At 71.5% G+C, this 26,400-nt stretch carries 23 protein-coding genes and 1 pseudogene; 16 read left to right on the top strand and 8 right to left on the bottom strand.

Annotated elements, in window-relative coordinates; all coding sequences use genetic code 11:
- The 6 genes from KUM49_RS21880 to KUM49_RS21855 form a co-directional block, all read left to right on the top strand.
- Positions 1–1,909, top strand: a 1,909-nt coding sequence (locus KUM49_RS21880; RefSeq protein ID WP_217238574.1) for a thioester reductase domain-containing protein, incomplete at its 5' end; no start/stop codon positions are given.
- A gap of 44 nt (positions 1,910–1,953) precedes the next feature.
- Positions 1,954–3,042, top strand: a complete 1,089-nt coding sequence (locus KUM49_RS21875; protein ID WP_308406694.1) for an alpha/beta fold hydrolase — start codon at positions 1,954–1,956, stop codon at positions 3,040–3,042.
- 65 nt (positions 3,043–3,107) lie between these two features.
- Positions 3,108–3,887 carry an alpha/beta fold hydrolase gene (locus tag KUM49_RS21870; RefSeq protein ID WP_217238572.1) on the top strand — a complete coding sequence of 260 codons (780 nt, stop codon included), beginning with the start codon at positions 3,108–3,110 and terminating at the stop codon, positions 3,885–3,887.
- A gap of 142 nt (positions 3,888–4,029) precedes the next feature.
- Positions 4,030–4,461, top strand: a complete 432-nt coding sequence (locus KUM49_RS21865; protein ID WP_217238571.1) for a spore-associated protein — start codon at positions 4,030–4,032, stop codon at positions 4,459–4,461.
- A gap of 146 nt (positions 4,462–4,607) precedes the next feature.
- Complete coding sequence (locus tag KUM49_RS21860) at positions 4,608–5,804, top strand: serine hydrolase (protein WP_217238570.1); 1,197 nt, start codon at positions 4,608–4,610, stop codon at positions 5,802–5,804.
- A 162-nt stretch (positions 5,805–5,966) separates the two neighbouring features.
- The gene (locus tag KUM49_RS21855; RefSeq protein ID WP_217238569.1) at positions 5,967–6,113 is read left to right on the top strand and encodes a hypothetical protein; all 147 of its coding nucleotides are present in this window, start codon (positions 5,967–5,969) and stop codon (positions 6,111–6,113) included.
- Positions 6,114–6,135: 22 nt separating this feature from the next.
- Here KUM49_RS21855 and KUM49_RS21850 read toward each other — a convergent pair whose 3' ends face one another.
- Complete coding sequence (locus tag KUM49_RS21850) at positions 6,136–6,630, bottom strand: lamin tail domain-containing protein (protein ID WP_217238568.1); 495 nt, start codon at positions 6,628–6,630, stop codon at positions 6,136–6,138.
- A gap of 137 nt (positions 6,631–6,767) precedes the next feature.
- Here KUM49_RS21850 and KUM49_RS21845 point away from each other — a divergent pair, with 137 nt between their 5' ends.
- Positions 6,768–7,631 (top strand): NAD(P)-dependent oxidoreductase, encoded by an 864-nt coding sequence (locus KUM49_RS21845; RefSeq protein WP_217238567.1) that lies wholly within the window; start codon positions 6,768–6,770, stop codon positions 7,629–7,631.
- 37 nt (positions 7,632–7,668) lie between these two features.
- On the opposite strand, the gene KUM49_RS21840 is transcribed toward KUM49_RS21845, so the two are convergent.
- Complete coding sequence (locus KUM49_RS21840) at positions 7,669–8,139, bottom strand: hypothetical protein (protein WP_217238566.1); 471 nt, start codon at positions 8,137–8,139, stop codon at positions 7,669–7,671.
- A gap of 177 nt (positions 8,140–8,316) precedes the next feature.
- On the opposite strand from KUM49_RS21840, the gene KUM49_RS21835 reads away from it, so the two are divergent.
- From KUM49_RS21835 to KUM49_RS21815, 5 genes are all read left to right on the top strand, one after another.
- Positions 8,317–8,922, top strand: coding sequence for a LysE family translocator (locus KUM49_RS21835; protein WP_217238565.1), 606 nt, complete (start codon positions 8,317–8,319; stop codon positions 8,920–8,922).
- A gap of 2 nt (positions 8,923–8,924) precedes the next feature.
- On the top strand, positions 8,925–9,656 hold the full coding sequence (locus tag KUM49_RS21830; RefSeq protein ID WP_217238564.1) for a B3/4 domain-containing protein: 732 nt from the start codon (positions 8,925–8,927) through the stop codon (positions 9,654–9,656).
- Between the two features lie 649 nt (positions 9,657–10,305).
- Positions 10,306–11,697, top strand: a complete 1,392-nt coding sequence (locus KUM49_RS21825; RefSeq protein WP_254401614.1) for a PLP-dependent aminotransferase family protein — start codon at positions 10,306–10,308, stop codon at positions 11,695–11,697.
- A gap of 125 nt (positions 11,698–11,822) precedes the next feature.
- Positions 11,823–13,232 (top strand): cytochrome P450, encoded by a 1,410-nt coding sequence (locus tag KUM49_RS21820; protein WP_217238563.1) that lies wholly within the window; start codon positions 11,823–11,825, stop codon positions 13,230–13,232.
- 34 nt (positions 13,233–13,266) lie between these two features.
- Complete coding sequence (locus KUM49_RS21815) at positions 13,267–14,718, top strand: glyceraldehyde-3-phosphate dehydrogenase (RefSeq protein WP_217238562.1); 1,452 nt, start codon at positions 13,267–13,269, stop codon at positions 14,716–14,718.
- Positions 14,719–14,914: 196 nt separating this feature from the next.
- Here the strand turns inward: KUM49_RS21815 and KUM49_RS21810 are convergent, their stop codons facing one another.
- On the bottom strand, positions 14,915–15,433 hold the full coding sequence (locus tag KUM49_RS21810) for a GNAT family N-acetyltransferase (RefSeq protein ID WP_308406693.1): 519 nt from the start codon (positions 15,431–15,433) through the stop codon (positions 14,915–14,917).
- A gap of 281 nt (positions 15,434–15,714) precedes the next feature.
- Here KUM49_RS21810 and KUM49_RS21805 point away from each other — a divergent pair, with 281 nt between their 5' ends.
- Together KUM49_RS21805 and KUM49_RS21800 are read left to right on the top strand one after the other, a co-directional pair.
- Positions 15,715–16,980, top strand: a complete 1,266-nt coding sequence (locus KUM49_RS21805; protein WP_217238561.1) for a glycosyltransferase family 4 protein — start codon at positions 15,715–15,717, stop codon at positions 16,978–16,980.
- Positions 16,977–17,804 (top strand): hypothetical protein, encoded by an 828-nt coding sequence (locus KUM49_RS21800; RefSeq protein ID WP_217238560.1) that lies wholly within the window; start codon positions 16,977–16,979, stop codon positions 17,802–17,804. Before KUM49_RS21805 ends, KUM49_RS21800 begins: the two co-directional genes overlap by 4 nt.
- 16 nt (positions 17,805–17,820) lie before the next feature.
- Here the strand turns inward: KUM49_RS21800 and KUM49_RS21795 are convergent, their stop codons facing one another.
- The 5 genes from KUM49_RS21795 to KUM49_RS21775 all read right to left on the bottom strand — a co-directional run bounded on the left by KUM49_RS21795 (position 17,821) and on the right by KUM49_RS21775 (position 24,933).
- Positions 17,821–18,978, bottom strand: a complete 1,158-nt coding sequence (locus KUM49_RS21795; RefSeq protein WP_217238559.1) for an acyltransferase family protein — start codon at positions 18,976–18,978, stop codon at positions 17,821–17,823.
- A gap of 109 nt (positions 18,979–19,087) precedes the next feature.
- The gene (efeB, locus tag KUM49_RS21790) at positions 19,088–20,377 is read right to left on the bottom strand and encodes an iron uptake transporter deferrochelatase/peroxidase subunit (RefSeq protein ID WP_217238558.1); all 1,290 of its coding nucleotides are present in this window, start codon (positions 20,375–20,377) and stop codon (positions 19,088–19,090) included.
- A 56-nt stretch (positions 20,378–20,433) separates the two neighbouring features.
- The gene (gene efeU, locus KUM49_RS21785; protein ID WP_217238557.1) at positions 20,434–22,497 is read right to left on the bottom strand and encodes an iron uptake transporter permease EfeU; all 2,064 of its coding nucleotides are present in this window, start codon (positions 22,495–22,497) and stop codon (positions 20,434–20,436) included.
- Between the two features lie 246 nt (positions 22,498–22,743).
- Positions 22,744–24,135 (bottom strand): Tat pathway signal sequence domain protein, encoded by a 1,392-nt coding sequence (locus KUM49_RS21780; protein WP_217238556.1) that lies wholly within the window; start codon positions 24,133–24,135, stop codon positions 22,744–22,746.
- Positions 24,136–24,396: 261 nt separating this feature from the next.
- Entirely contained in the window at positions 24,397–24,933 is a 537-nt protein-coding gene (locus KUM49_RS21775) for a DUF2269 domain-containing protein (RefSeq protein WP_217238555.1), read from the bottom strand.
- 204 nt (positions 24,934–25,137) lie between these two features.
- Here KUM49_RS21775 and KUM49_RS21770 point away from each other — a divergent pair, with 204 nt between their 5' ends.
- Both KUM49_RS21770 and KUM49_RS21765 read left to right on the top strand, forming a co-directional pair.
- Positions 25,138–25,971 (top strand): PP2C family protein-serine/threonine phosphatase, encoded by an 834-nt coding sequence (locus KUM49_RS21770; protein WP_217238554.1) that lies wholly within the window; start codon positions 25,138–25,140, stop codon positions 25,969–25,971.
- A 46-nt stretch (positions 25,972–26,017) separates the two neighbouring features.
- A pseudogene (locus KUM49_RS21765) lies at positions 26,018–26,269 on the top strand (MASE1 domain-containing protein); the annotation flags it as partial.
- Between the last annotated feature and the right edge of the window lie 131 nt (positions 26,270–26,400).

Raw genomic sequence — 26,400 nt, 5'->3', positions numbered from 1 at the left:
GCCCGGCACGGCACCGATCCCGGCCTTCGCACCCGCCACGGCACCGTCCCCCGCCGCGCCCGCCCCCCACTCCACCGCCCGCCGCGAGGACCTCGACCAGATCCTCGCCGACCTCGCCCTCGCCGACCGCCTGCCCTTCGTCGGCTCTCCCGAGCCGCTGCCGCCCCGGCGCATCCTGCTGACCGGCGCGACCGGCTTCCTCGGCAGTCACATGCTGCTGGACCTGCTGCGGCACAGCGACGCGCACGTCTACTGCCTGGTCCGCGCGGCCGACGAGGACGCGGCCCTCACCCGGCTCGGTGAGGCGCTGGGGAGCTACCACCTGCCCTGGTCCTCGGAGGTGCGGCGCCGGATCACCGTGCTGCCCGGCGACATCCGCCGCCCGCACCTGGGTCTGCCCGACGACCGCTGGAACACCCTCGCCCACGAACTGGACAGCGTCGTCGGCGTAGCCGCCGCCGTGGACTTCCTGCGCGGCTACCCGTCACTGCGCCAGAGCAACGTCCTCGGCACGCTCACCCTGGCCGAGCTCGCCGCGACCGGCCGGCCCAAGCCGCTGCACCACATCTCCTCCATCGCCGTCTTCAACGAGGTCGGCATCACCGCCATGGGCGAGGACGACCCGCTCGCCCACGCCGACCGACTCATCGCGGGCTACGACCAGACGAAGTGGGCCGCCGAGGTCGCCCTGCGCCGCGCCCGCGACCACGGCCTGGTCGTCACCGCGCTGCGCCCCGGCGGCATCGGCGGCCACACCAAGACCGGCGCCTACAACCCCCAGGACCTCAGCAGCGGCCTGTTCTCGGCCTTCGCCCGTTTCCGGACCGTCCCGGCCTTCAGGCACCTGAACGCCGCCCCGGTGGACTGGGTGAGCCGGGCCGCCGTCGCGGCGATCTGTGAACCCGACGCCTGGGGCTACGACTACAACCTGACCGGCGTGCCCAACACCCTCGACGACGTCGTACGGGACCTGGCCCTCGGCGGCATGCACGTCCGCGTCCAGGACTGGGACGAGTGGCGCACGGACACCCTCGCCCGCCTCCAGGCCGACCCGGTGCCCGAACTGACCTTCCTGTCCCGGGTGTTGCAGAGCCCCACCGCCCTCAAACTGTGCGAGGCGACGCTCACCGGTCCGGCCGCCACCATGGACCGTACCGCCGCGCTCGTCGAGGCACTCGCGCTGGAGCCCGCGGCCCGCTACGACGCACGGGCCCAGCTCAAGACGTTCGAGCGGCTCGCCGGCGACGGCCTGGCCCGGCTGCCGCACAAGGACGACCAGCCCTACCTGTGGTTCGCGGAGACCGCGGAGGGCGCCGTACGCCCTATCGGAACGTCGGCGCCCGCCACTCCCTGCTCGACGGAGCTCACGCTCTCCATCGCGAGCATGCACCAACTGGTGACCGAGCGCCGGGTGGACGTACGCGGCGAACTGCACTGCACCGCCCTCCACTCACAACCGCTCGTCGTGGAACAAGGCGACGTCTGGATCCGCCCCGAGGAGGGCATCCCCCACCAGCACGGCCTGCGGCACCAACTCCTGCGCTACCGGCTGCGGTTGCGGGACGCGGACGGCGGACGCTGGTGGCTGGAGGGCCGCAAGTACGCCCGCGCCCGCCGCGACGTGTGGCGGCAGACCCGCGCGCTGAGCGTCGAGATCGGCCGCGAGGGCGAGGCCGCCCACCTGGCGGGCGAGATCGTCGTCCCCGCCGACAGCTACGTACGCGACCAGATCGACGGCATCAAGGTCGACTCGCGCCTGACCAGCCAGGAGAAGCGGGCCGCCAAGCTGACCTGGCTGGCCTGGTTCGGCCTGGAGATGGGCCGCGGCCTCCTCGGCCCCTTCGCCCGGGCCGCCGCCGACCTGCTCGACCTGCGCCGCACCCAGACTCCCACGGAGCACAATCGATGATGTTCAGGACGCCGAACACCAGAACCAGACCCACGCTGCGCAAGGTGCGGACCACCACGGCCCTGCGCCCGCTCCGCCACCGCCTCGACCCGGCCTCGGTCGAGGAGATCCCCTTCCGCGCGGGCGACGGCCTACGCCTCGGCCTGACCCGGGTCGACAGCGGCGAGGCCCGCCGTCCCGCCGTCCTGCTCCTGCACGGCCACACCGCCTCCGCCGACATGTTCCTGCTGCCCGAGACCCGCAACCTCGTCGACGTCCTGCTCGACGACGGCTACGAGCCATGGCTGCTGGACTGGCGCGGCAGCTGCCGGCTGCCGTACAACGAGACCGGCCAGAAGTACACCTATGACGACGTCGCCCTGTACGACATCCCCGAAGCCGTCGCCCACATCCGCGCCCGCATCGGCGACCGGCCCCTGTTCGTCGTGGCCCACTGCATCGGCTCGCTCACCCTCTCGCTGAGCATGACGGCCGGCCTGGTGCCGGGCCTGGCCGGTGTCGTGTCCCAGGGCGTCTTCCTCACGCCGAAGCTCGCCGGCCGCACCTCCCTGCGCATGACCCTGGCGGGAGAGCTGCTGAAGTCCCGTATCGACCACATCCCCGTCGACATCCGCAAGGTCGGCCTGTGGTCGAAGTACACCCCTCTGTTCGCGGTGGCCTCCCGCAAGGCGAGCTGCCCTGACCCGACCTGCCAGATCCTGCACAACTCGGCCTGGGGCACGGGCGCCTCGCTCTTCGTCCACGAGCACCTCACCGGGACGACCCACGACCGCCTCGCCGAACTCCTCGGACCCGCGCCCCTGTGGATCCTGCCGCACCTGCGCCGCATCGAGCTGGCCCGCACGGTCGTCCGCTGGCACGACACCGACCTGCGCTACCGGGCCCTGCCGCAGAACGCCCTGGACGCGGCCGCCCGCATCGACACCCCCGTCCTGCTGCTGTCCGGCAGTGAGAACGGCCTGTGGCAGGACTCCCAGCGGCTCTGCCACGACATCCTCGCCCACCGGCAGCCCCAACTCGACGTCACCTACACCGAGATCCCCGGCTACGGCCACCTCGACACGTTCCTGGGCCGGGGCGCCGCCCTCGACGTGTTCGGTCACATCTTGGGTTTCCTCGGACGTCGACGGTGACGGCGGCCCGCCCGCCCCTTACCGTACTCGGCAGTAACTCCATCGCCCCCAGGAGGCCAGGCCCCATGCCACAGCTCGCCCTCGACGGTGCCTCACTGACGTACGACGACGAGGGCCCCCGCGACGATGACGCCATCCCGCTGGTGTTCATCCACGGCTGGACGGCCAACCGGCACCGCTGGGACCACCAGCTGGCCCACTTCGCCGCGAAGCGGCGGGTGATCCGGCTGGACCTGCGCGGCCACGGCGAGAGCACCGGATCGGGCGCCCGCACGATCGACGACCTGGCCGGTGACGTCATGGCGCTCCTGGACCACCTGAAGGTCGACCGCTTCATCCCCGTCGGCCACTCCATGGGTGGCATGATCGCGCAGACCATCGCCCTCGCCCACCCCGACCGGGTCGCACGCATGGTGCTGGTGAACTCCATCAGCAAGATGGCCTACAGCCGGGGCCGAGGCCTGCTGATGGCGGCCTCCACCCTGGTCCCGTTCAAGCTGTTCGTCGCCGCCAACATCCAGCGCGCCTTCGCCCCCGGCTACCCCCGTGAGGAGATCCGCGCCTACATCGGCGCCTCGTCGGCCACCCCGCGCGAGGTGGTGATGACGCTCTACGGCGCCATGCGGGCCTTCGACGTCCTCGACCGCGTGGCCGAGATCAGCATCCCCACCCTTCTGGTGCACGGCTACCACGACGTCCAACTGCCCGTCGCCCAGATGCTGCGCATGGCGACGGCCTACCCGGACGCCGTCGTGCGCATCCTGGACGCCGGCCACGAACTGCCGGTGGAAAAGCCGGCGGAACTCACCGCCGCGCTCGACGGTTTCGTCAGTACCCGGGACTGAGCGGACATGGCCACGGACCCGTTCACTCCGTGTCCGGGTTCCGTAACCGGTGCCGGTGGCCCACAACGGCGGCCGGGTGACGGCGGTCAAACCCTGCGACGTCGACACGCTGTCGGAGCAGTCGACGAAACGGGGGATTCACATGAACATCATTCAGAGTGCCGCAGCGGTCGGAGCGGTCACAGCCGCCGTGGTCGGCACCCTGGGGGCCGTCGCACCGCAGGCAGGGGCGGCGACGACCCCGGCGAAGTACAACGGGGTCTGCGGGGCGGGCTACACGGTGGTCCACTCGTCGCCGGTCGGCACGGCGGGCACGGTCTACCTGACGTACAACCCGGCCACCGGACTGGACTGCGTGGTCACCGTGCGCGCGCGTCCCGGCACCGCGGTGTCCATGCTGGCCGCGCTCACGGACGCCCAGGACGTCGACCCCGAGTTCGACGACGGTCTCTACACGACCTACGCCGGTCCGGCGTACATCGGCCACCCCGGCCACTGCGTGAGCTACTGGGGGCGGATCGCCGGACAGAGCGGCGGGGCGAACAACGTGCACTGCGCACCACTGACCGGCTGAGCCACCACATCGAAGCGCTCCGGAGCTGAGCAAACGGCGGCCGCCCGGTCGCCGTTTCCTTGGGCCGTATGCAGCAGCACGAGGAGCTGGCGCCCTGCGCACCCGGTGAGGCTGGGACAGCACAAACCCCACCCTCAGGAGCCGCCATGCCTCCACGCCCCGCACCGCCCCGCCGCACCCGTCGCCCTCGGCTACGGGCGGCGTCCGTCATCGCCGTCTGCCTCGCGGGCCTGGTCCCGGCCGCCGTCAGCACCGCCGCCGACGCCACCCCACGGCCGTCGGACGAGCGGACGCTGCAACGCCGGCTCGACCGGTTCGTCAACAGCCCCGGCGGGCCGCCCGGCATCATCGCCGTCCTCCAGCGCGGCCACGACAGGCAGATCCTCCGGGCCGGCGTCGCCGACCTCGCCACGGGCCGGCCGCCCGGCCCGCACGACCACATGCGCATCGCGAGCACGGCCAAGGCCTTCAGCGGAGCGGTCGCCCTCACCCTGGTCGACCGCCACGTCCTGGGCCTGGACGACACCCTCCGCGAGCGGCTGCCCCGGCTCCCCGACGCCTGGGGCTCCGTGACCCTGCGGCAACTCCTGAACCACACCAGCGGCCTGCCGGACTACTCGGAAGACCCCGCCTTCCTGGAGGAGGTGCTCGCCGATCCGCGGCGCCGCTTCGACTCCCGTCGCCTCCTCGACTACGTGGCCGACGAGCCCCTGCTGTTCCGGCCGGGCAGCCGGTACCAGTACTCGAACTCCGACAACATCGCCGTGGCCCTGATGGCGGAAGCGGTCACCGGCACGCCGTACGAACGCCTCCTGAGGGAGCTGGTCTACGAGCCGCTGCGGCTGCGTGACACCAGTCTTCCGCAGGGCTACCGGCTCCCCGAGCCCTACCTGCACGGATACGACGTGACGCCGCCCGGACCACCGGAGGACGTCAGCGAGATCCTCAGCGCCTCGGGCGTATGGGCTTCCGGGGGCATCGTCTCCACTCCCGCCGACATGAACCGCTTCATCCGCGGCTACGCCGGGGGAGCGCTGTACGGCAAGGACGTCGTACGCGAACAGCGGCGCTGGATCGCCGGGGCGTCCGAGCCCGCGGGACCGGGACGCAACAAGGCGGGCCTCGCGATCTTCCGCTACGAGACCCGCTGCGGTGTCGTGCTCGGGCACACCGGCAACTTCCCCGGATACACGCAGCTGATCGCTGCCACCCCGGACGGCAGCCGCTCGCTGACGTTCTCCGTCACCACCCAGATCAACCGCACCCAGGCGCCCGCCCAGTTGCGCCAACTGCGCGCCGTCCAGGAGGACTTCGTCTGCGCGCTGCTGCGTGACGGCCGCTGAGCCACGCGAACGCGGTGGGGCGTACCCGACCGCGTCGGATACGCCCCACGCCACGCGGCAGGCGACGGACCGGCTGTCGGCGTGACCGCTGCCTGAATGGTCCGGCACCGGGTAGACGCAGCGATGAGGGAGCGAAACCTGCCGACCGGAGGAGGGACGACCATGCCGAGCGTCATCCAGCGCATCAAGCAGTTCACCAGGAGCCCTCAGGGGCGTCGCACCATGGAACAGGCACGACGCACTGCGTCCGACCCGCGTCGCCGCGCTCAGGCGCAGCGTCTGCTGAGCAAGTGGCGCACCCGCCGCTGACCGACAGGGCCGCAGCGGTTCGTCAGCTGTGGAAGGTGATGTAACCGTTGCGGTCGGGGTCGGAACCGCTCTTGGTGTACCCGTGCACGTCCGCCCGGCTTCCGGACGGCTTGTACAGGTAGATCGTGTCCTTGTCGTTGTTCCAGATGAAGTTGCAGTTCTGGCGGTAGACGACGTTCTTCGCGTCGGAGTCGGTGCCCTTGCCGCCGCGCAGCTTCACGTAGTCGCCGGGCTGCAGGCTGTGGCTGGCCGTGAACGTGAAGCTGTTGCCGACGGCGTCCTTGACGACGTAACCCTTGAGGTTGACGGTCGCCGAGGCCGAGTAGTTCTTGATCGTCAGGTACTCGTCCTTCGTGTTGCCGGTGGAGCAGCTGTTGGAGTCCGAGCCGGGCGCGTCGTACTGAACACCCTTGAGCTTCAGGGCGGACGTGTATTCGGCGGCCTGCGCCGGCGCGGCAGACAGGGCGGCTATCGAGCCGGCGGCGGCGACCAGCGCCAGGACGTGGCGTGTACGCATGAGGAATCCCCCCAGTGGTGCGAATGGAGCGGCAGGAGCTTATCTCCCTCATGGACATGACGTGAGGAGAATGTGCGTGAAATGTGAAGCGCCTGGCGTCGAAGGGGTCTCTCGCCGACGGCGATAGGGTCCCGTTCATGGTTCATACCGACGTGGGGATCGTGCACCCCGGTGCCATGGGTGCGCAGGTGGCGGCACAGGCGATGGCCGCGGGGAGCAGGGTCTGGTGGCTGCCGCAGGGCCGGTCGGCCGCGACCGGGCGGCGGGCCGCCGAGTGGGGGCTGCGGCCCGCGGCGGAAATGGCGGAGCTGACCACCCGGTGCACCCTGCTCCTGAGCGTGTGCCCTCCGGCCGCCGCCCTCGACGTCGCCCGCCAGGTGGCGACAGCCGGCTTCGACGGTGTCTACGTCGATGCCAACGCGGTCAGCCCGCAGCGCATGGCGCAGATCGCCGAGGTGCTGCACGGCACCGGGGCGAGTCTGGTCGACGGAGGCATCACCGGCCCACCACCGCGTGCGGCCGACACCACCCGGCTGTATCTGTCGGGCGAGGACACGGCCGTGGCGGGGGTCCGGGCGTTGTTCGCCGGGACACTGCTGACGCCCGTCGCCCTGGCCGGCCCGGTCGGCCGTGCATCGGCGCTCAAGCTGTCCTTCGCCGCCTACAACAAGATCTCGTACGCCCTCGCCGCCGAGGCCTGCGCCCTGGCGGAAGACCACGGCGTCCTGGACGACCTCCTCGACGTCGCCGCACACCTGCTGCCCGACACCCCACTGGCCCGGCCGGAACAACTGGCGGGCGCGGGCCCCCGGGCCTGGCGCTGGGAGCCGGAGATGAGGGAGATCGCCGACGCCTGGCGGGAGAGCGGCCTGCCGGGCTCCTTCGCCGACGCCGCGGCGGACACCTTCGGGCGGTGGCACGCCCACAAGGACGACAAGACCGTCACCAGCGGCCAGTTGCTCGCCGACCTGCTGGGGCGAGAGCCGGACGAGGCCGGGTGAGGGCCGGGGCCGACGGGCCGTCCTGCCGGGGCGTCACTCAGTTCCACAGCGTGTACGTCACCGTGCGCGCCAGCCGCTCCGGCCTGTCGCCGGTGTAGGTGAGCGTCATCCGTGTGTAGTGCTTCTGCTGCGGATCCTTCTTCCAGCTCCGCGGCTCGTCGAGCCGGACGACGACGCGATACGAGTGGAACGTCCCCGCGGCACAGTACGGCTTGCAGTCGTTCACCCGGTTGACGCCCTTCGCCTCCGCCGACGCGGCGTCCCAGCGCGCCCACCGGAGCGAGGCCAGGCGACTGTTGCCGTCCCCGCAGGCCAGCATGAAGTCGACGGGACGTACCTGCGGCTTCGAGAGGCAGTCGACGAGCACCGTGGGCCTGACCTGCTGAACCGCGGCCCGCCCGGACGACGCCGGCGCCGCCGCGGGGGAGGCGGAGGCCGGGCCCATGGCCGCCACGAACGCCGTCGCGGCACACAGTGCCGCCGCCTTGGTCACCGCGAGTCCGCGCATGTCCCGCTCCCGGCCGTCCGCGCCCGTGTCGGTACCGACGCTACGGCCGTGGCCGGTGATGCACCACTCGAACGGCGCAACGTTTTATGGACCACTGAACCCCGCCCACTTTGGCTCTGTCCGCCGGGCCATGACCGCGACAGGGTGGCAGGACAACGAACCCTGCGGAGGCCCTCCTTGAGCATCGCGTTCCTACTGACCAGCCTCGTCGTGGTGGTCACCCCCGGCACCGGCGTGGTCTACACCCTGGCAGCCGGACTGTCCCACGGCCGCCGCGCGAGCGTCATCGCCGCGTTCGGCTGCACCCTCGGCATCGTGCCGCACCTGATCGCGACGGTCACCGGCCTCGCCGCACTGCTCCACACCAGCGCCGTCGCCTACGAGACGGTGAAGTACCTCGGCGTCGGATACCTGCTGTACATGGCGTGGGCGACACTGCGCGACAAGGACGCGCTGACGGTCGAGACGCAGTCCGAGCCACGACCGGCGGTCCGCGTGATCGCCTCGGGGGTGCTGCTGAATCTGCTCAACCCGAAGCTCACGATGTTCTTCGTGGCGTTCCTGCCGCAGTTCGTGCCCGCCGGTGAGTCCGGCTCCCTCGGCGCGATGCTCCGGCTCAGCGCCGTCTTCATGGCCCTCACCTTCGTCGTCTTCGCCGCGTACGGCATCGGCGCCGCCGCCGTACGCCACCGCGTGCTGGCCCGCCCCCAGGTGATGACCGGCATCCGCCGGGTGTTCGCCGTCTCCTTCGTGGCCCTGAGCGCACGACTGGCGGTGGCGTGAGCATGCTCTTCCGACACGCGGACGCCCTCTGGGCCGACTACCCGGAACTCTCCGCCGGCGCGCTCCACGCCACCGGCATCGACGCCATCGCCGACGTCGCCCCGCGCGTCGCCGAGTACACCTCACGGGCCATGACCAGGTTGGCCGGCGCATCCGAGAGCGCCTTCCCCGAGGTGCTGGCCTGGCGGCGGGCCTTCTCCCGGATGGGGCTCAAGCCGACGCAGTACCGGTGCGCCTCGGAATCGCTGCTGCGGCGACTGCGCAAGGAGGGCGAACTGCCCGGCATCCACCCGGTGGTCGACCTGTGCAACGCACTCTCGGTCGCGTACGGCGTACCGGTCGCGGTCCTCGACGTCGACCGCATCTCCGGCCCCTTGCTCGAAGTGCGCCAGGCCCACGGCGGCGAGCACTACACGACCTTCGGCGGCGGCACCGAGCACCCCGCACCCGGCGAGGTGACCTTCGCCGACTCGGCCGGCCGGGCACACGCCCGCCGCTGGACCAACCGCCAGAGCGGCCACTCAGCGGTCGGCGAGCACACCAGCCGCATCCTCGTCGTGACGGAAGCGATGCACGAGGGCGGCGCGGATGCCGTGCCCGAGCTGCTGAAGACCGTCGCCGAGGAACTGACCGCACACTGGCCGGTGACCACCGCGTCGGCCGTCCTCACCCGCGTCGCGCCGGAGTTCGCGTTCGGTGACCAGGTCCCGCCCGAGGCGCAGAGGCGCGCGTGACACCATTGGCCGGATGAACGAGGGGGAGCGGACATCGCACGGACGCCGCGCCGCCGCCGAGCCCACACCGGGGGACGGTGCCTGGCCGGCCCAGGGCTCCGGCACCGCCCCGTCGGCGGTCGGCGGGGGCCCGGTGCCCGGCGCTGAAGCAGCCGGCCGGTCGACGGACAGCCGGAGCCGGGTGTACGGCTCCGGCGAGGCCGGGCAGGCAGACCGAGGCCCTGTGCCCGACAACTCCGGCAAGCGCCCGTCGGGCGACGGCCGTTCTGTGCCCGACAACTCCGGCAAGCGCCCGTCGGGCGACGGCCGTTCTGTGCCCGACTACTCCGGCAAGCGCCCGTCGGGCGACGGCCGTTCTGTGCCCGACTACTCCGGCAAGCGCCCGTCGGGCGACGGCCGTCCTGTGCCCGATACCGCCTCCGCCGCGCCCCGGAGCGGCGGTTCTGGGGCGTACGGCTCAGGCCGCGCCCCGTCGGGCGACGGCGGTTGGGCGTCCCGGGGTGCCGATGCGGCCCCGCTCCGGAACGACGGTTCCGCGTCCCAGGGCCGCGATGCGGCCCCGCCGCCGGACGGCGGCCCTCCGGCCTACGGCTCCGACTTCCTCCAGCTCGACGCCGGTGACGCCTCGGGTTCGGGCAAGGCCGACTGGCTGGCCGCGCGGTTGCGCCAGGCCATAGCCGACGGCCGGCTGGCGGTGGGCAGCAGGCTGCCGCCCACCCGGGTGCTCGCCGGTGAGCTGCGCGTTTCCCGAGGGGTGGTCACCGAGGCATACCGGCGGCTCACCGAGGACGGCCACGTCGAGGGACGTCGGCGCGGCGGGACGGTGGTGGTCGCGGCCCCCGCGGTGCCACCGCCCGCGTCCCCCACGGGACCCGCCGGTCCCGTCGACGACGCCGTACCGGGCACGCTGTTCGTCGGCGAACCGGGCGCCGAGATCTTCGACGCCCTGCGCGCCGTCCGCGCGCGCGTCGACTTCACCCCCGGCCAGCCCGACCTCGCGGCCTTCCCCCGCACGGCCTGGCTGCGTGCGGAACGGGCCGTGCTCACCGGCCTGTCCGCCGAACACCTCGGCTACGGCGACCCCCGCGGCGCCCCGCAGCTGCGCCAGGCCGTCGCCCGGTGGCTGGCGCGCAGCCGGGGCATCCGGGTGGAACCGGACGAGGTACTGATCGTCGCCGGCACGGCACAGGCGCTCACCCTGCTGCACCCCGTGCTGCGGGCGGCAGGCATCGACAGCGTCGCGGTGGAGGACCCGGGCTCGCTCGGTACCCGCCAGCATCTGGTGAACGGAGCCCTGTCCACCCCACCGGTACCGGTGGACGACGACGGGGTCCGCGTGGACGCCCTGCGCGCCACCGGCGCCCGCGCGGCGCTGCTCACCCCCGCCCACCAGTTCCCCACCGGCGTGGTCATGAGCGGCGAACGCCGCCGCGAGCTGCTGAGCTGGGCGGAGGAGGGCGGCCTGATCATCGAGGACGACTACGACGCCGAACACCGCTACGACCGGCCGCCGGTCCCCGCGCTGCGCGCCCTGCTCGCCGACCACGTGTGCTACGCGGGCAGCGTCTCCAAGCTCCTCGCCCCCGCCCTGCGGACCGGCTGGCTGGTACCCCCGCCCCGCTACCGCGACGCGCTGACCGAGGCGAAACGCTTCACGGACCTGGGCAACGCCGTCCTGCCGCAGCTGGTGCTCGCCCGGCTCATGGACTCCGGGGACCTGGAACGCCACCTGCGACTGCTGCGTGGCCGGCATCGCCGCCGACGTGACGCGATGATCGACGCCATCACCGCACACCTGCCGGGCGCGACCGTGCACGGTGCCGCGGCCGGCCTGCACCTGACCGTCACGTACACGCCGCAGGTACCCGACAGCGAGCTGGCCGCCGCCGCACTGGCCCGGGGTGTGAAGTGCCAGCCACTCTCCTGGCACCGCCAGCTCCCCGGCCGCCCCGGTCTCGTCCTCGGCTACGCGGCCACCCCACCCGGTGCCATAGCCGAAGGGGTGGCGGCACTCGGCGAGGCACTGCGCTCCCTCGGCTAGAGCACGCCGCCCGCGCAAACATCCGTGAATGTGACGTTCCGATCACGGTCGGCTCGCATTCCGCGCCGCGATGTCGGGCATGCATTCGGGGGTTTTGTCGGCCCCCACGAGGAGTGATGCACCCGATGAGTGCCCCCGCGACGTCACCCGCCCCCACCACCACCGCCCCCGGCGCCTGGCCGTTGATCGGCCACGCCCACCGGCTCGCCCGTGATCCGCTGCCGTTCTTCACCTCACTGCGAGAGCACGGCAGCGTGGTGCGGATACGCATCGGACCGACACCCGCCTACGTGGTCACCGACCCGGCCCTGACCCGCCGGGTACTGGTCACGGACGCCGCGCACTTCGCCAAGGGCGGCAAGATCATCGACGCCCTGCGGGTCTTCTTCGGGGACGGGCTGGCGACCGTCGCCGACGGCGACACCCACCTGCGCAACCGCCGCCTGATGCAGCCCATGTTCAACAAGGCCCACATCGCCGAGCGCGGCGACGCGATGATCGAGCAGGTCCACGCGATGGTCGGCGCCTGGCCGGCCGGTGAGGCCCGCGACGTGTACGCGGACATGAACGACATCACGCTCGCCGCGTTCCTGGTCGCCCTGTTCGGCGCCGACCTGCCCGAGCACCTGCAGGGCGAGTTCACCGCCCTCATGCCGGCCATCATGAAGGGAACGATCCGGCAGACGATCCTGCCCTCCTGGATCGCCGCCCTGCCGCTGCCCGCCCACCGCGCCCACGCGCAACGCGTCGCGCGCCTGCGCGCCCTCATCGACCAGGCCATCGACCACCACGCCGACGCGACGGAGACCGCGGCCCCCGCCGCATGCCCGCACGCCGCGGCCCAACAGTCCGAACGGACAGGCCTGTTCAAGACCCTGCTGACCGCCGAGGAACCGCTCAGCCGGCAGCAACTGCAGGACGAGGCCATCACGTTGCTGACCGGAGCGATCGAGACGACCGGCACCACGCTGGCCTGGACCCTGTACGAGATCACCCGCAACCCCGGGGTCGAACAGCGACTGCGCGAGGAACTCGACGCCGTGTGCGAGAACCGCCCCCTGCGGTACCAGGACGTCGACCGGCTCCCGTACGCGCGGCAGGTGCTGCAGGAGACCATCCGCACGTACGGCCCCGCCTGGATGGTCACCCGTACCGCCACCCGGGACGTCGACCTCGGAGACCACCGGATCCCCCAGGGCGCGGACGTCGTCTGGAGCCCGTATCTCCACCAGCACGACCCCGCCCACTTCCCCGAGCCCGAGACCTTCGACCCGGACCGCTGGGAGCCGGGCCGCGCCGCGGGCACCCGCGGCTCGTTCCTCGCGTTCGGCGACGGCCGCCGCAAGTGCATCGGGGAGAACTTCGCCTGGGCCGAACTCCAGATCATCCTGGCCACCGTTCTCAGGACCTGGCCCGTCCTCGAACTCACCTCACGCGCCCCGCGCCCCCAGGCCGTGGTCACGGTCAAACCCGACGCGATGACCATGGCGTACCACCGGAACCCCGCCACAGTGACCGAAACAGAGAGGTACTAGCATATGAGCGCCACCTAGCTCGAAAGAGAAAACTGTGACTGTCAACGAGGACTCGTTCACCAACTGGAAGAACCGCGAGGAGATCGCGGAGTCGATGATCCCGATCATCGGGAGGCTGCACCGGGAGCGGGACGTGACCGTGCTGCTCCACAGCCGTTCCCTGGTGAACAAGTCAGTGGTCAGCATTCTCAAGACCCACCGGTTCGCCCGGCAGATCGCCGGAGAGGAACTGTCGGTCACCGAGACCCTGCCGTTTCTCCAGGCCCTCACCACGCTCGACCTCGGCCCGTCCCAGATCGACATAGGCATGCTGGCCGCGACGTACCGGAGCGACGACCGCGGCCTGTCGGTGGCGGACTTCACCGCCGAGGCCGTCGCCGGTGCCACGGACGCGAACAAGACCGAGCGTCGTGAGGGACGCGATGTCGTCCTGTACGGCTTCGGCCGCATCGGCCGTCTCGTCGCCCGCCTGCTCATCGAGAAGTCGGGCTCCGGCAACGGCCTGCGACTGCGCGCCATCGTCGTCCGCGGCGGCGGCCGTGCCGACGAGGACATCGTGAAGCGCGCCTCGCTGCTGCGCCGCGACTCCATCCACGGCCAGTTCCAGGGCACGATCACGGTCGACGAGGCGAACAGCACGATCATCGCCAACGGCAACGAGATCAAGGTGATCTACGCCAACGACCCGTCGGAGGTCGACTACACGGCGTACGGCATCAAGGACGCCATCCTCATCGACAACACCGGCAAGTGGCGCGACCGCGAGGGCCTGTCACAGCACCTGCGCCCCGGCGTCGACAAGGTCGTCCTGACCGCGCCGGGCAAGGGCGACGTCCCCAACATCGTGCACGGCGTCAACCACGACACGATCAAGCCGGAGGAGCAGATCATGTCCTGCGCCTCCTGCACCACCAACGCGATCGTCCCGCCGCTGAAGGCGATGGCGGACGAGTACGGCGTCCTGCGCGGCCACGTGGAGACCGTCCACTCGTTCACCAACGACCAGAACCTGCTGGACAACTACCACAGTGCCGACCGCCGGGGCCGCTCGGCGCCGCTCAACATGGTCATCACCGAGACCGGTGCCGCCTCCGCCGTCGCCAAGGCGCTGCCCGACCTCAAGGCGCCGATCACCGGCAGCTCGATCCGCGTTCCCGTACCGGACGTCTCGATCGCCATCCTCAACCTCCAGCTCGCTCGCGAGACCACCCGCGACGAGGTCCTCGACCACCTCCGCGACGTGTCGCTGACCTCGCCGCTCAAGCGCCAGATCGACTTCACCACCGCCCCCGACGCGGTCTCCAGCGACTTCATCGGCTCCCGCCACGCCTCCATCGTCGACGCCGGCGCCACCAAGGTGGACGGCAACAACGCGATCCTCTACCTGTGGTACGACAACGAGTTCGGCTACTCCTGCCAGGTCATCCGCGTCGTCCAGCACGTCTCCGGGGTGGAGTACCCGACCTACCCGGCTCCCCTGGTCTGATCCCCGGGGCGGCGAGCCCCGGCGTACGGAGCCGCCGCCTCCACCAGTCCACCTGTCCCGGACAGCGCTCGTGCTCTGTCCGGGACATCGCCATCACGGCCGTGGGGCGGCCGTACGCGGGCAGGTCCCCGCACGCAGCGGCCGATGCACGGGCATCACGGCAGACGACACCACCGAGGGCGGCGAAGCCCGGCGATCACCGCTGAGCCAGGTCCGCCCTCGTGACCCGGAACCGGAGCAACTGCTCCTCGGAGCCCACCAGGCGGAAGCCGGCCTTCTCCAGCACGCGGACCGACGGCGGATTGGACTGCTCCACGTCGGCGTGCACCGCGTGCACGCCGGGTGCGGTGAGGGCGAATTCCGTGAGGGCTCGGGTGGCTTCAGAGGCGTAGCCGAGTCCTCGACGGCCGGCCACGATTCCGTAGCCGATTTCCAGTCGGCCGTCGGCGGGCGGCCAGAACAGCCCGACCGAGCCGACGACCAGACCACTGGCCCGCTCGACGACCTGACGGTGGCCGTACTCGCCGAGCCACCCGGGATGTTCGGCGAAGAGACCCGCGACGACCTGATCGCCCTCCGCGGGGAAGTCATCGGCCCAATGGCCGAGCCGGATCCCGCGCAGAACGGCATCGGTCTCGGCAGCGGACCACGGCCGCAGCACGAGGCGGCCGGTCAGCAGATCTGCGGCGTGGGCGGGTGTGAGAGACGAAGGCACGTGACACTCCTGGTCGTTGGGACGACCCGGACCACGCTCTGGTAGAACGCGGACCGGACAAGGGCATGCTGAACACGGCCGACGGCAGCCATATTCATCAACCTCCCTTGCCGCATGTGCTCACGCGCTTGTCGCGCGCGGTGACGCTATCCACGCCCGGCCGGACGCGGCAACTCCGTTTCCCCCGGTCCCACCGCTGGGTGTCCCAGGGACGTCGTTGATTACTACGAAGTGGTAACAAGAGGCAACCGCAAGGGGAGTTGGCGTGGTCTAGTCCGTTTATGAAGATCTCTTTCCTGCTTCACAACGCCTATGGGATCGGAGGCACGATCGCCACCACCTTCAACCTGGCCCAGGCACTGGCCGAGCGGCACGAGGTGGAGATCATCTCCGTGCTGCGGCACCGGGAGGACCCGAACTTCACCCTGGACCCGCGGGTGGGCCTGCGGCCTCTGGTGGATCTCAGACAGGAGAAGGAGCATCCGTTACATCTGAGACCGGCAAAGGTCTTTCCCCGAGCCGAGTACCGGTACGGGCAGTACAGCGAGCTGACCGACCAGCGGATCGGCGAATGCCTCGCGACGGTCGACGCCGACGTGGTGATCGGCACCCGGCCGGGGCTCAACGTGCATCTCGCGCTCCAGGCTCCGAGCCACGTGGGGCGCATCGGGCAGGAGCACCTGACCCTGGACAACCATCCGCCCCGGCTGCGCAACGCGCTGCGCCGGGCATACCGCAGGCTCGACGTACTCACCACGGTGACCGAGGCGGACGCCGCCTCCTACCGACTCAAGATGAGGCTGCCCGGTGTCCGGGTGGAGGCACTGCCCAACAGCGTGCCGGATCCCGTGCTGCGCGCCGCGGACGGCACCGCGAAGGTGGTCGTCGCGGCCGGCCGGCTGGTCCCGGTGAAACGATACGACCTGCTCATACAGGCCTTCGCCCTGGTGGCCGCCGAACACCCGGACTGGCAGTTGCGCATCTACGGCAAGGGCGAGGAACACGATCGGCTGCGCCGGCTCATCACGGACCTGGGGCTGTGGAACAACGTCTTCCTGATGGGTGCCGCGGCCCCCATGGAAGCGGAGTGGGTGAAGGGCTCGATCGGTGCGGCGGCCTCCAACTTCGAGCCGTTCGGCATGACGATCGTCGAGGCGATGCGCTGCGGACTGCCGGTGGTGAGCACCGACTGCCCCTACGGACCCGGTGAGATCATCCAGGACGGGGCCGACGGCCGGCTCGTGCCCGTCGGTGACCGCGACGCGCTGGGCGCCGCCCTGCTGGAACTGGTCGGCGACGACGAACGACGCCGTCGGATGGGCCGGGCCGCCATGGAGAACGCGCGGCGGTTCGCTCCCGGTCCCGTGGTCGAGCAGGCCGAGCGTCTTCTCGACGAGGCGGTCTCGGCGAGAAGGACGGGACGAGCGGCCGCACGGGAAGGCACCGGCGCACGCCGTGCCCTGGTCAGCCAGGGCTTCGCCGTCCGCGACGCCGCGGTCGGCGCGGCCGGCGGCGCGCTGCGCATGGTACGGAAGGGACAGCAGTGAGTACGGAGCAACAGAGTGCGCTTCCACGCGTCGCCTGCCTGGTCGACGCGGACGGCACCATCGCCTTCGACCTGCCGCCGGGCTCGGCCGAAGGCCGGCAGCTGCTGCTGCGGTGGCGCCCCAAGAAGGGGCAGCCCGAGAAGACACTCCACGTCCTCGATCTGGAGCCCGCAGACGACGGTCACCACCACGCCGTCCTCGGCGCGCAACCCGTCCTCACGGAGGGCCGGTGGGACGTGTACCTGCTCCAGGAACCGGGTTCCCAGCGGCAGCGACTGCGCCCGGGCCCGCGTGACACACGGGCCCTCGTCGACGGACACCTCCGCGATCGGCATTCACCACTGGCCGTCCGGGTCCCCTACGTCACCAAGGACGGCTATCTCGCCGTACGGGCCTGGCTGCGCCCCGCCCACGCGGAGGTCGGCCACATCAACCTGACGGACCGCTCGATGACGGTCGGCGCACGCCTGCACGGGTCTTCGCTCCAGGAGGGAGCCGTCGTGCGCCTGCGTCTGCGGGGCGGCAGCGGCACCGAACGCACCGTGGAGCCACAGGCCGCACCGGACGGCCGAAGCTTCTCCTTCACGGTCGGATTCGAGGAGCTGGGCACCGGTGCGGGTGAGGGGACCGGCGTCTGGGACGCCTTCGTCCGGCCCGCGGCGCAGGCCCCCGCCATCCGCCTCGCCCGCCTTCTGGACGACGTCGCGGACCGCAAGGAGGTGTTCGTCTACCCGAAGGCCACGGCCGGCGACGCCGTCCTGCGCCCCTACTACACGGTCGACAACGAGCTCTCCGTGGAGGTGACGAGGACCGCGGCGTCATGACGCCGTGACCGGTGCGTCACCGCTCGTGTCGAGCGAGGGTCCCGGCGAGGCGTGACGGCCGTTCAGGGCGGGGGCCGGTGGCTCTGTCCGGCCGGAACGCCCACGCCATCGTCGGCTCCATCACGCAGCGGAAGAGCCGACGGACGGGAGGCGTGCACAGTGCGGTCACGACCGCGCCCGCGACGAGGGTGACGGTGATCTCCCCGAGCGGCCGGTGGGTCCACTCGAGGTGGGACCAGTGCCAGTGGTTGGCGGCCTGGATGAAGAAGCCGTGCAGCAGATAGCCGTACAGCGTGCCCGCGCCCAGCGCGGTGAACCAGGTCCGGCGGCCGGGCACCCAGGCGAGGAAACAGGCGACCAGGGTCAGCGAGCAGCCGAAGAGGGCAAGCGTCATGACGGGCCCGTACCACGCGGGGACGCCGAGTTCCTCGGCGCCGCGGCGGTGGAAGAACCATGCGTAGTTCATCCGCGGAACCGCCCAGTACGCCGTGGCGAGAGCACAGGCGAAGACCGGCACGGCCAGAACCCGCGCCTCGCCACGCCGCACCAGTCGGAAGTGCTCCGGCTTCAGGCACAGGCCGAGCACGAAGTAGGGCAGGAACTGCAGGGTGCGCTGCAGGTCGAGGTCGTCGCCGATGGACGGCGCCAGCGTTGCGAGCGCAGCGACACCGAGCGCGAGCGGCAGCGGACGGCGCACGCTCTTCCACAGGGGGGTGGTCAGCCGCCAGATGAACAGTGCCGCCAGGAACCAGGTCAGATACAGGGGATCCAGCAGGCTGACCGGGCGGTCCGGAACGCCGTCGGTCCACCTCGTGAAGAGGGTGTACGCCGTCTCGAAGACCACGTAGGGGACGACCACACCGGTGACCAGGCGCTTGATCTTCTCCGGGCTCGCGTCGAAGCCGCGCGAGAAGTACCCGGAGATCACGATGAACGCCGGCATGTGGAAGGCGTAGACGATCATGTAGAGCGCGGTGACGGTACGGCTGCCGGAGCGCAGCGGCTCCCAGGCGTGGCCCATCGCCACCAGCACGATCGCCAGGTACTTGGCGTTGTCGAAGAAGGCGTCGCGCTGCTTGGTCCGGTCGGGCGCGGCCGGGGCAGCGGCCGGCGCCCCGATCACCGTCACATGGCTGTGCGCGGCCTGCGTGGCTGTGGCGTTCGAGCGGGGCATCCCAGCCGCCTCACCGCTTCCGGGCGACGTGAAACCGTGTTTCACGTCACTGCTCGCCACCACCGTGTCCGGGCCGATGACGTCTTGGGTGCCGGGCCGTCCCGGCGGTTCAGCCGTGCAGCAGGGAGCGTCCGAGCCAGTCGGACCGGTCGCGTACGCCGGGAAGCGCGAAGAAGTACCCGCCGCCGGTGGGGGTGATGTAGTCGACCAGCGGCTCGTCGACGAGCCGCTGCTGGGTGGCCTCGAACTGACGGACCACGTCCTGCTGGTAGCAGCAGAACACCAGCCCCATGTCGAGGTTGCCGACCGGGTCGATGCCGCGGTCGTAGTTGTAGCCGCGGCGCAGGATGCGCGAGGAGTCCGTCCTGGCGGTGCGCGGGTTGGCGAGTCGGATGTGGGCGTCGAGCGGGATCGCCTGGCCGTGCGGGTCCTTGGCGTAGTGCGGCGTGTCGGTCTCCTGGGCGCCGTCGAGCGGGGCCCCGCTGTCCCGGCGCCGGCCGATCATCTGCTCCTGCTCGGTGAGGGAGACTCGGTCCCAGAACTCGACGCGCATCCGGATGATCCGAAGCACCTGGTAGCTGCCGCCGACCGCCCAGGACGGCTCACCGTCGGCGCCCGTGACCCAGACGAGCTTGTTCATCTCGCGGGCGGAGGCGATGTCGGGGTTGGCGATGCCGTCCTTGAAACCGAGGAGGTTGCGCTGCGCGCCGGACGGGCGGGAGGGGTTCTGGAAGCCGTCGACGCGCCACTTGACCTGCAGGCCACCGCGGGTGTGCCGGGCGATGTCGCGCAGGGCGTGCAGCACGGTGTCGGAGTGGTTCGCGCAGATCTGGAGGGACAGGTCGCCGTGGCACTCGGCCGCGTCGAGGTCGTCGTTGGGGAAGGTGCGCATCGGTGCGAGATGACGTGGCCTGTCGGCGCCGAGGCCGTAGCGGTCGTCGAAGAGCGAGGAGCCCACCCCGACGGTGACGGTCAGGTCGTCGGCGGGGATGTCCGGGCCGAGGATGCCGCTGTCGGACGGCGGGGCGCCCACGCCCAGGTCCTCGGGGGCGCCGCCGGCGGTCAGGAAGCGGGCCCGGGCGGTGAGCGTGCGCAGCAGGTCGGTGAGTTCGGCGCGGCCCTCGGCGATGACGTCGCAGGAGACGAAAGCGGCGGCGGCCGGCTGAGAGGTGGTGATCCCGGCCTGGTGGGCGCCGTGGAAGGGCACGGGGCCGGCGGCCGTGGTGGTGCCGTCGGCAGCTCCGGCCTGCCCGCCGGTGAGCTCCGCCCCTGCGAGTCCGGCCCCGGCCAGTGCCGCGCCGGCCGCGCCGATGCCGAGGGCGGTCCTGACGAACGTACGACGGCCCGCGGGGCGGGCACCCCCGTCACCTGCTTCTGTGCCGGGCTGCTGGGGCGTCATCGGATGGTCCTTTCCTGGCGTGCGGCGGTGCGGGCAGTGGTGAGGCGCAGGGGTCTTCAGGCCGCCTTGCGGATCTCCAACAGGTCGGGAATCGGGGCCAGTTCCTCCAGCAGCTGGCCCATGGCACCGTCGAGCCGCCGACGCGTGTCGCCGGGGAGCTCGCCGACCGGCGTCCAGCTCCCGTCGGCGCGGCGCGCGGAGAGCACCAGCTGCTCGGTGCGCCGCAGCCAGCCGGCCACCGCCGGGGAGACCTGGGGGTCGCGTGCGTCGATCAGCGGGCGCAGCAGGCCGAGCAGTTCCCGGGTGCCGTCGATGTTGGCCTCGGTGGTCGCCAGTTCGGTGCCGCTGCCGTAGTCGGTGGCACCGGTCAGCTCGTGCTGAAGGGTGCCCTCAAGGATCTCGTGGGTACGCAGGGGCAGGTCGGCCGGGTCGAAGTCCTGGCGGGGAAAGTCCTTCTGCAGGGCGGTGACGTCGGCGGTGAGCCGCCCGGCGGCCGGGGCGAGCGAGGCGGCCGGCTCGCCGTGCCACAGGCCGTACTCGACTCGGTGGAAACCGGTGAAGCCGGGGTCCTTCAGCCCGTCGGGCCGTCCGGCTGTCGTCCCGTTGATCCGCGCGTCGAAGGTGCCGAACGTGCCGTAGGCGGCTCCGAGCGAGGCGTACTGCTCATGAGCGGGCAGCCAGTCGGCACGGGCCCGGTCGAGCCGGCCGGCCTCGATGTCGCGTTGCAGGGTCCGGGTTCTGGTCAGCAGGACGGTCAGGCCCTTTTGTACGTAGGCGCGATAGGTGGCGAGCGGTGCGGCGAGGTCCTTCTCGGTGACGGGCAGTACGGCTTTCACCGTGCCGCCGCCGGTGACTGTGACCGCGGCGGAGGTGACGGCCGCACCGCTGGTCGGTACGCAGCGCCAGGCGTAACTCCCGCCGCCGATCGTGGCGATCAGCGCGCGGGTCGTGCCGGGTGCGATGCCCTCGGCCTCGCCGTAGACGGCCGCCGTGGCCGGGTCGATCAGGTACGCCTCGACGGTGGTGTTGCCGCTGTTGCGCACCTGGAACGACTGCCGGCCGCGCTGGGGCGCGGTGAAACCCCTGCCGCAGTGCGCGGGGGAGACGGCGATGGTGGCGGCGGAGGCCTGCTTCGCGTCGCCGACGGCCACCAGCACGCCCGCGAGCAGGGAAGGAGCGGCGAGCGCGGCCACCGGCAGAACCCACCGGGGCAGGCGTCGGGCGACGGCGGGACGTGGGGCGGCCGGTTCGGCGAGGGACCCGGAGGCAGGCGCCGCCGGTACGGGAGGGGTGGTGACGGGCGCGTCCGCGCCGCGCACGCCCCGGACGAACAGCGTCATCACCACGGCGAGATACGCGCCGTAGGCGGTGACCTGAAGCCATGTCATCTGCGGCGTCAGATTGAGTGTGCCGCTGAGCAGGGTGGCGTACCAGGAGCTGGAATCGATGCTTCCCGACAGGTCGACGGCGTACGCCGCGGCCCCCGGCAGCACACCGCCCTCCTGCAGATCACGCAGGCCGTAGCCGAGCACCCCGGACGCGATCACGATCAGCGCGGCACCGGTGAGAGTGAAGAACCGGGTCAGGTTGAGGTGCAGGACCCTTCGGTACAGCCCCCAGCAGACCGCGGTGGCCAGCAGCAGGCCCGCTCCGGCACCGATGAGCGGCCCGGCGGACTCGCCGGCCGCCTGCCCGGTGGTCCACAGGAACAGGGCGGTTTCCAGCCCCTCCCGTCCGACGGCGAGGAACGAGGTGACGACCAGTACACCCGAGCCCATGCCCAGGGCCGCGGTGACCTTCTCCTTGATCTCGCCGGAGAGACTCCGTGCGGACCGGCGCATCCAGAACACCATGACGGTGACGAAGGCGACCGCGACCAGGCTGAGCGCACCGCCGAACGCCTCCTGGGCCTGCCCGGTAAGGCCGGCCGAGGTGAACGTCAGCACCGCACCGAACCCCATCGACACCCCGACCGCGGCGAACACCCCCGTCCACACGTGTGGCAGCCGGGAGCGGCGCCCGGAGCGGACGAGGGTGGCCACCAGAACCGAAACGATCAGGCCGGCTTCCAGGCCCTCACGCAGGCCGATCAGGAAGCTCGGGAGCGCGTTGTCCCACACCGGGGGAACTCCTCTCGGGCACGGCCCGGTCGCAGTCCGGCCAGGGCGAGCTGAGTGTAGGCAAACCTAACTAGCCGCGACGATGATCCCTGGGAGGGATCCCGCGGCACTCAGGGCCCTGCGGTGAGGCAAATGGACTGCGGCGCAAGGGAGTTGGGGGAGGAGTAAGAGTCCGGTGTGAAGCCGGGGCACACCACGCGCAAGGGGACATTTCGTCAGGCGGGCGGGCCGGATCGTGAGTCGGGTTCAGGCGCGCAGCGGGTTGGTGCGTGTCGCCGCGAGCAGGTACCAGGCGGTGGCGCCCGTGTGCCGGTAGGGGTAGTAGCCGAACCCGAAACCGGTGTCGAGCGGGCTGCTCGCCGACACCACGCCGGAGCCCGGGGCGACCGCCCTGCTCCCGATGGTCTGGCCGTCGCCCAGAAGGTCCTGGGCCCCCTCGATGGAGGCGATCAGCCGTCGGGCGCGTGCCTCGTCCCCGGGGGCACGCCGGTTCCGCAGGGCGAGCGCGAGGTGGGCCGTTCCCTCGAACCAGACGCCGTTGCGGTTCGGCTTGGGCTGGCCCTCCGCGATCGGGGCGTCCTCGTTCGCCAGGAGACTGGCGGAGCTGAAGGTGACCCCGTCGTAGGACTGGCCCGCGGGGACGGTGCTGTTGGGCCGCTCGGCCGTGTCCAGGACGGCCAGTCGGCTCGCGGCCCAGTCCAGCGACCGGGCATGGGCGGGGGAGGAGAGGGCGAGCTGGGTCCAGGTCTGCGTGTCCTCGGGAATCGGGGACTTGTTGATCGTCACGCCGTCGTTGGTGCCGGTGTAGAAGAAGCCTTCGGACGGTTCCCACATCTTCGTGACGAAGGCCTGGGCGCGCGCACGCCGCTGCAGCCACACCCGGTCCCCGGTGAGCCGGGCGAGCTGCCCGAACAGGCCGATCAGGTCGGTGTTGTGCTCGGTCGAGGTGAAGGGCAGTTTCTCGCCGGCCCCGTTGACCCCGAACTTGTAGCCGCCGAGGGGTTCGTCGGTACGGCCGACACGCTCGATCCACTCGCCGATGCGCACCGCACCCGTGAGGAAGCGGCGCTTTCCGGTCCGGCGGGCGAGCGCGCCCAGGGCGATTCCGGCCCAGGCCATGTCACCCACGGCGGTGCCGGTGAAGCCGAACTGCGTTCCGACGTTGGCCGTGCCGTCCGCTCGGACGAAGCCGTCCGGCTGCGGGGAGCCGTCGTAGAAGGTGTACGGCCCTACGTTGTAGGCCTGACGCAGCCTGCCGTCGTCGTACACCGGGTCGTGGGCCTGGGCGTAGAGGAGCGCGTCGCCGAGGGCCACGGCTCTGGAGCGGCGGTCCTCGGTGCGCGAGGCGAGGTGGGCCAGGATCGCGAGCGCGTTGTCGTAGGTGAACGCCGTGCTGAACAGGCCGGACTGGTCGGTGTAGCTCTGTGCGAGCCGGACGGTGCCGTGATCCGGATAGCCGTCCATGGCGGCGGCGAGGAAGGCGTACGCGCGGCGCTGCGCGGAGCCGCCGCTGCCGGAGGGGCGCTCCGCGGCCTGGGCCGCGCCGGAGCCGGCCGCGGTGAGGGCCGCGGCACCGACACCGAGTCCGGTCCCGATGAGTGCACGGCGGCTGAGTCCCGGGCGTTGGCTGCCGGTCATTGGTCTCCTCGAAGGTGTGGGACGCGGTGCTGGACATGGGGCATGGCGGTGTTGAGAGCGCTCTCAAGCGTGCGCGCTCATTGTGCTGTTGCAGCACATGGTGGTCAACGTATGTGACAGGGAGGCCAATTGGGATCGGACGGGAGTGCGGCCTCGTACGAGACGAACCCGGTGGGGCGGCGGCTGCCGACTCCTCATGCGGACCCGCTGACCTCCTCGCACTCGCCGGAGAGACCGTGCACGAGCCGACCCGGCCACCGGTCAGGCGGTCTGCCGGGCGCCGCGGGCGTCCCTCCGCGAGTCGGCGGACGCCCGCAGCCTGCGGCCGCGCCGGGTCAAGCCCCAGGGCTTGAGGATCGAGATCACGGTCATGAAGAGGTAGGCGGACAGGGAGACGACCGGCCCGAACAGGATGTCGCCGGCGTCGGGCACCGGTTCTCCCGCGGCCACGGCGAAGACCGCGTCGTTCACCCCGGGGCGCAGCGCGAAGACCGTGGCGGTGGTCGTGGCCAGCGTGAGCCAGAACTTCGTGTAGACCCACCGGTGCCTCGCCAGGCCCCACGGGGTGCCGAGGGCGAGCAGCAAGCCGCTGAGAAGGGTGAGGAACGCGAGGGGGAGCAGGAGCCAGTCGGCGAAGAGCTTCATGGCTCTGACGGAGGCCTCCACGGTCACCGCGGAGCCGGTGGTGGCCGCGGTGACCCCGAGTGCGAACAGCCCGAGCGTGAGCCCGAGCCAGCCTGCGGAGGCGGCGGCATGGACGACGAGGGAGGCCCGGCGTGCGGGGCGGCTGAGTTTCACCCGAGACACAGTGCCGGGCGGGCACGACGAGGACGTCTGGCGGCGGGAGTAACCCCGCCTACTCGCCTCGGCGTACACGGCCGGAGGCCATCCAGCACTTCGGCCCCGTACCGACGCCCGAGGCCGCGCCGTCGGCCGACCTCATCCGAATGGGTCAAAATGGGTTTTTGTAGTCAAAGGGACGCCAACTTTCCGGAGTGGTCAATGCCCCGCAACCGCTCGACCGACGACGGCGACGCACTGCTGGCCAGGCTCGGGGCGCTGACCGCTCAGGCGCGTGAGCGGGCCGAGCTCCAGCGTTCCCTGGTCGAACTGGCCGTCGCCCTGCAACGCGGCATGCTGCCCGGAGACCTGCCTGTCGCCCCCGGGTTCCACCTGGCCGTCCAGTACTCGCCCGCCTTCCACGGTCTCAACGTGGGGGGGGGCGACTGGTACGACGCCTTCAGCATGCCCGACGGGTGCATCGGACTCTCCATCGGCGACGTGCAGGGCCACAACATCGAGGCCGCCGCGTTCATGGGGCAGGTCCGGGTCGGACTGCGCGCGCTCGCCTCGGTCACGAGCGAGCCGGGCGCACTCCTGGCCAGAACGAACGATCTGCTGCTGTCCCTCGGCACCGACCTCTTCACGACCTGCACCTTCATGCGGCTCGATCCGTCCACCGGCGTGCTGGAAAGCGCCCGGGCGGGACACACTCCCTGCGTCTGGGCCACCGCGGACGGCAGGTCCGGCATCGCCGAGGACGAAGGGGGACCGCCCCTGGGTGTACAGAAGGGGCAGGAGTACCCGGTGACCCGGTACCGGCTCAGCACGGGCGGAGTGTTCGTCCTGCTGACGGACGGCGTGGTGGAAGGGCCCTCACTGAACGTCGACGAAGGCCTCGACCAGGTGGTGAGGCTCGCAGTCGTCGCCGCCGTGGCGGGCATGGACGCGAGCTCCCTCGCCGCCGCCGCGATCAAGGGTGCGGAGCGGGTCGGGCACGAGGACGACGCGGCCGTCCTGGTCGTCGGGTACGACGGACCCGACGACCGGCAGTAGGAAGCAACGCCCTCTCGGCTCGCCGACCGGGCGGCACCGGTATCTGATGACTGCTGTGGTGGGTATCAAGGATCTGCGTCGACCGGCCGTCCTCGCCCTCCAGACGCTGGCTGTCGCCGCCTGCTACTTCGCTGCGGGGCGGCTGGGCCTCGTGCGGCAGCTCGTCGTCCAGAGCGCCGTGGTCACCCCCATGTGGCCGCCCACGGGCGTCGCCGTCGCCTGCCTGTTGATCTACGGGATCCGCTCCCTGCCCGGCATCGCCCTCGGTGTCCTGCTCGTGGTCCTGTCCATCACCTCGCTGGCAGTCAGGTCGGTGAGGCCGCGGGGATCGTCACGCGGTCCTCGTGTCACCCGCGCCGCGCCGGCCGGGCGCGACGTAGCGTGGTCCGCACGGCAGGGCGGATACACACGACGGTCGACCCCATGGTG

The sequence above is a fragment of the Streptomyces sp. AC555_RSS877 genome (assembly GCF_019049245.1).
Classification (GTDB): Bacteria; Actinomycetota; Actinomycetes; order Streptomycetales; family Streptomycetaceae; genus Streptomyces.
Note: the sequence above shows the minus strand (reverse complement) of the source record. Positions and strands in the feature narration are given on the sequence as shown.

Coding starts and splice junctions, on each gene's coding strand:
- KUM49_RS21870 (WP_217238572.1), top strand. CDS start 3,108: ATGCCACAGCTCGCCCTCGACGGTGCCTCACTGACGTACGACGACGAG.
- KUM49_RS21865 (WP_217238571.1), top strand. CDS start 4,030: ATGAACATCATTCAGAGTGCCGCAGCGGTCGGAGCGGTCACAGCCGCC.
- KUM49_RS21860 (WP_217238570.1), top strand. CDS start 4,608: ATGCCTCCACGCCCCGCACCGCCCCGCCGCACCCGTCGCCCTCGGCTA.
- KUM49_RS21855 (WP_217238569.1), top strand. CDS start 5,967: ATGCCGAGCGTCATCCAGCGCATCAAGCAGTTCACCAGGAGCCCTCAG.
- KUM49_RS21850 (WP_217238568.1), bottom strand. CDS start 6,630: ATGCGTACACGCCACGTCCTGGCGCTGGTCGCCGCCGCCGGCTCGATA.
- KUM49_RS21845 (WP_217238567.1), top strand. CDS start 6,768: ATGGTTCATACCGACGTGGGGATCGTGCACCCCGGTGCCATGGGTGCG.
- KUM49_RS21840 (WP_217238566.1), bottom strand. CDS start 8,139: ATGCGCGGACTCGCGGTGACCAAGGCGGCGGCACTGTGTGCCGCGACG.
- KUM49_RS21830 (WP_217238564.1), top strand. CDS start 8,925: ATGCTCTTCCGACACGCGGACGCCCTCTGGGCCGACTACCCGGAACTC.
- KUM49_RS21820 (WP_217238563.1), top strand. CDS start 11,823: ATGAGTGCCCCCGCGACGTCACCCGCCCCCACCACCACCGCCCCCGGC.
- KUM49_RS21805 (WP_217238561.1), top strand. CDS start 15,715: ATGAAGATCTCTTTCCTGCTTCACAACGCCTATGGGATCGGAGGCACG.
- KUM49_RS21795 (WP_217238559.1), bottom strand. CDS start 18,978: ATGCCCCGCTCGAACGCCACAGCCACGCAGGCCGCGCACAGCCATGTG.
- efeB (WP_217238558.1), bottom strand. CDS start 20,377: ATGACGCCCCAGCAGCCCGGCACAGAAGCAGGTGACGGGGGTGCCCGC.
- KUM49_RS21780 (WP_217238556.1), bottom strand. CDS start 24,135: ATGACCGGCAGCCAACGCCCGGGACTCAGCCGCCGTGCACTCATCGGG.
- KUM49_RS21770 (WP_217238554.1), top strand. CDS start 25,138: ATGCCCCGCAACCGCTCGACCGACGACGGCGACGCACTGCTGGCCAGG.